Below are 3,936 nucleotides of genomic sequence, written 5' to 3'. Positions count from 1 at the left end.
CCAGACGTTTATCCACGCGGGGGACGGCCTTCAGAAGCGCTGCCGTGTAGGGATGGCCGGGATTTCCGAAAACTTCGCGCGTCGGACCTTCCTCGACGATACGCCCGGCATACATGACGAGGACTCGTGAGCAGAACTGCGAAACCAGCGCGATGTTGTGGGAGATGAAAATTATAGCCGTCCCGTCGTCGCGATTCATGTTCGCCAGAAGGCTGATGATCTGCGCCTGAACCGTGACGTCGAGTGCAGTTGTCGGCTCGTCGGCGATCACGAGCTCAGGGTGATTGGCGGTGCCGATGGCAATACTCACGCGCTGGCGCATGCCGCCGGAATATTCATGCGGATAGCTGCGGGCGCGAGCCGCCGCCTCGGGAATACGGACCGCATGCAGCATGTCGACCGCTTGTCTTCGCGCTTCGCGGCGCGTCACATTGTTATGCGCCTCGATCGCCYCCCCGATCTGCCGGCCGACACTCATGACCGGGTTCAGCGAGGCCGACGGATCCTGAAAGATCATGCCGATCCGCCCACCGCGGACCTTGCGCATCTCCCGCTCGGGCAGCGTCAGCAGATCACGACCAGCGAACAAAATCTTGCCATTTACGATCCTGCCTGGATGTCTCACGAGGCGTATAGCCGCGGCGAGATGCTCAAGTAGGTCATTCACCTCGGGAAGGAATACCCGCCCGGCCGCCGTGAGGGTCACAGAACGGGTCGTGCGCTCGAAAAGCTGAACGCCGAGCAGTTGTTCCAGATCCCGGATTGTTCGGCTGAGCGCCGGTTGCGCAATATTCAGTCGCTCTGCCGCACGCCGAAAATTGCCCTCTTTCGCGACCGCAAGGAAAACTCGAAGATGGCGCAGTTCAATCGACACTTTGCTCTCTATCACTAATCTTGCGCCGCGCCGCGCRCGTCCYGCAAGCCGCTCGGACGGCRCCGTGTCTGCCCAGTATCTTCTCTGTTTACGGTCAGACGGGGCAAAACGCTACCGCCGTTGACTTTGCACGAGTGCTCGTCAAGATTCTCGCGTGGGATCGTTTGCTCGCTGCGGTGCGCCAACGGGTCAAACTTGGCTTCTGCGTCTCTGCTCCGGTCAGTTGAGATCGAGGCTTGCCTGGAAGCCACCGATCCGAGATGGGCCTCGGGCGGATTGGYAGCTTTCGATTCGGCGGGAAGCAGCCTTCAGTAAGGCCTCAAGGCGGACGCTCGACCGCAAAGCGCAGCCCTACGCCGCAGGCAGATACACGACGGCACTACAGCCTGTCTCACGTTCCCGAAGAGGGAAGCCGTGCCAGATGGCCCGCAGCACCCGTCTCCCATCTTCAACCTGGGGTCAGCTTAATTTGCTTGCCGGYGTACTCACGCCACAGGCCGAGCCGCTTGATCCGGTATTCTACGAGCTCGGAGGAGGTACCGAAGTTCCCGGCTATTTGGGCTGACGAGAGGTTCTGGGCCACGGCTTCGACAATGGCTGCTTTGGGCAGCAGAGATGCGGCGGCGAGATAGTAAGCATCATGCTCTTCGATCGCATCGTAGGTTCGGCCGAAGGCCTCGGCCACCTTGCTTATTTTGGTGAGCTTATGGYCCAGCAGAATGTGCCAATACTCTTCGAGCACGGTGACACGCTGGCGTTCCACTGTGTGGCTATCGTTCAGTAGAACGGCCCACCGGTCATTCTCCAAATCCAGCGGCACGCTCATCGCTGACCATTCGCCGCTAGCACTACCTCGCAGTTGCTTTACAATTCGCATGTCGATGCAATTGCTCTTGGATAGCGGGACGACYGCTATACCCTCGACCTCCAGGCGAAGGCTATCGAGGGGGCTGTCTTTGTCCAAGCCGAGATCCGCGCGGAACCGCTCTGCAGTCTCTTCGAGTTCCTCCTTCGAAAGCGTTACGGCGTCGTGGGCAGCGATATCGCTTTCATCACCCGCTGCGCTCGCCCTTCCCAATGATTGGCGAAGACAGTCGGCAGCTTGCAGCAGCATTCGAACGGTGCCGGACTGAACATTTCGTCCGGCACGAAAATGGACAAACGCCACTTTGTCGAAACTGAGGCCGGCTTCGTCTGCATACGGGCCAAGCCATTGAAGCAGTCGAATTTTGGAATTGTTATCTGGCTGGCCCTCTCCACGCTCAATCCGGGCAAGCGTGGAAAAACTCACTCCTACGGCGGTCGAAAGGGCTCGAATGCTCAACCCTTCGGCATCCCGCTTCTTCTTGACGGCTTGGATCAGTTTTTCTTCAAACGAGAGCATCTTGCCTGTGCGAATGACACACCTTGACACGCTAGCGCAGATCAGCGCAGCCTGTGCAAGTGACACAGAATCGCACATCACCGATTCCAAGGGAAGTCGCTTTGGCGCCGGAGACCGAATCTTTGTTGCGGCAGATCGGCGCGGCCCTGAACACGAACGGGTCACTCCGGGTGCATACCGATGGGGTGATCTCCGTTGATCACCAAACGCAAAAGGAAAGAGCAGATGAACAGCAAAGAAAGAGAAGACCCGCAACCAGACCACGGCAAAGGACCGCCCGACGGGAAGGGGCGCCCGGTGGATCACGGGCGTCCGGTCCCGCATCACGGGTCGGCTGCGACCTTCAACAAGCCTACGAAAGCCAATTGAGCGGCGCCGGTGAGGCATCCGACATTGGCGGTATACCCCGACCAAGACGGCCTGTGGCTTCTCGTCAAAAGCTCAATCCTCCCGGGCTTGAAGCGGGAAGCCACTTTTCTTGTGGCTCTCCCTTATCGATCAGGAATTGGTCCCCGCGCCTGGGGCTTCTGGACAGCGACCGACAGTCCGCCCAAATGGATTGGTCCCCGCCACACCAACTTTCAGGACGGCTCAATTTGCGCTTTCGCACCTGACGACGGAGCATGGACCGAGGGCGGTGATCTTGCGACGCTGCTCGACCTCTATACCGTATGGGCAGCGCGGCAATTGTTTTTTGAGGTCTTCGGATTTTGGCCCGGAAAGCAGTATGCGCTGATTGGAAGCCCGCTTGCCCTGCAGGTCCACTATCGCCTCAGCGAGTGCAAAGACAATGAGCTATGCGGCTGCGGCTCGGAAACGTTGCGGTATGCCGACTGTTGTAAGCCCAGGGACTTGAAGTGGAATCGCTTGCAGCTCATCAAAGAGTTCATGCGGTCTATCCCGGGCGGTTTTGYCAGCCGCCGACCCCCTGCCCATGTCTTGGACTTCATTGACGGGCGTGCGCCTCTTCCCTCGATGGCGGACGTCCACCTGCTATTGCCAGCGTCCTAAACCCCTTCAACGTGCCYCGGAGAAACCAAGGATCGCTCGGCCCCGCCGCGACGAGATCACAAAGCTGAATAGACTACCGCTTTTCGATGTTCCATGTTTCGGAACATAGATAAGCATGAGGCGGGCCATCCTCTAAGTCGCTATTGGGTAAGAGGCGGTCTCWGAGGCGGTTTCCGATACGAAACACCCTCGCCTGCCTTGCGGCTTGCATTGGATCACCTGCGCCCCAAGGTCGTAGGGTGCCTAGGCGGAAGCGGTTCCAAGCCGGTCCCGTGAGCTCGGACGGCTAAGCTGCCGGACTCTGTGGCGGCGACTTTGAACGGTCCCGACTCGTCACGTAGCTGTGTAACAAACTGCGTAAYACGCAACGTAAAAAGATCAACGTTTTCAACGCGATAGCGGTCAAATCGAAAGACGCTCTCTCCGCCAGAAACTCTTCTAATAATATAATGTTTTAAATTACTTAGCGTAAATTGACAGCTGCCTCAAAGCAGAAACATCCTTGATCTGTGTAACAAACTGATACGGATGCGATTGGTCCGCCATACCATCGGGCAAGATGGCCTCCCCCGGCGGTCGCGATGGCGTGAACAGTTWACTGCAACCGGCAAGCATTGACGCTCGACATTGGGAAAGTCAGCTTCTCGTTTGGGCACGTTTCCAGATT

2 protein-coding genes are annotated in these 3,936 nt (G+C 58.2%); both read right to left on the bottom strand.

Annotation, left to right across the window (positions count from 1 at the left end; translation table 11 throughout):
• On the bottom strand, positions 1 to 874 hold an 874-nt coding region (locus ORS3428_RS05735; RefSeq protein WP_274534785.1), incomplete at its 3' end, for a LysR family transcriptional regulator.
• Between the two features lie 448 nt (positions 875 to 1,322).
• Positions 1,323 to 2,258, bottom strand: coding sequence for a helix-turn-helix domain-containing protein (locus ORS3428_RS05730; RefSeq protein ID WP_071095390.1), 936 nt, complete (start codon positions 2,256 to 2,258; stop codon positions 1,323 to 1,325).
• Positions 2,259 to 3,936 lie beyond the last annotated feature (1,678 nt).

The sequence above is a fragment of the Mesorhizobium sp. ORS 3428 genome, assembly GCF_001854785.1.
Classification (GTDB): Bacteria; Pseudomonadota; Alphaproteobacteria; order Rhizobiales; family Rhizobiaceae; genus Mesorhizobium.
The sequence above is the reverse complement of the archived record's forward strand: the minus strand, read 5'-3'. Positions and strand labels throughout refer to the sequence as shown.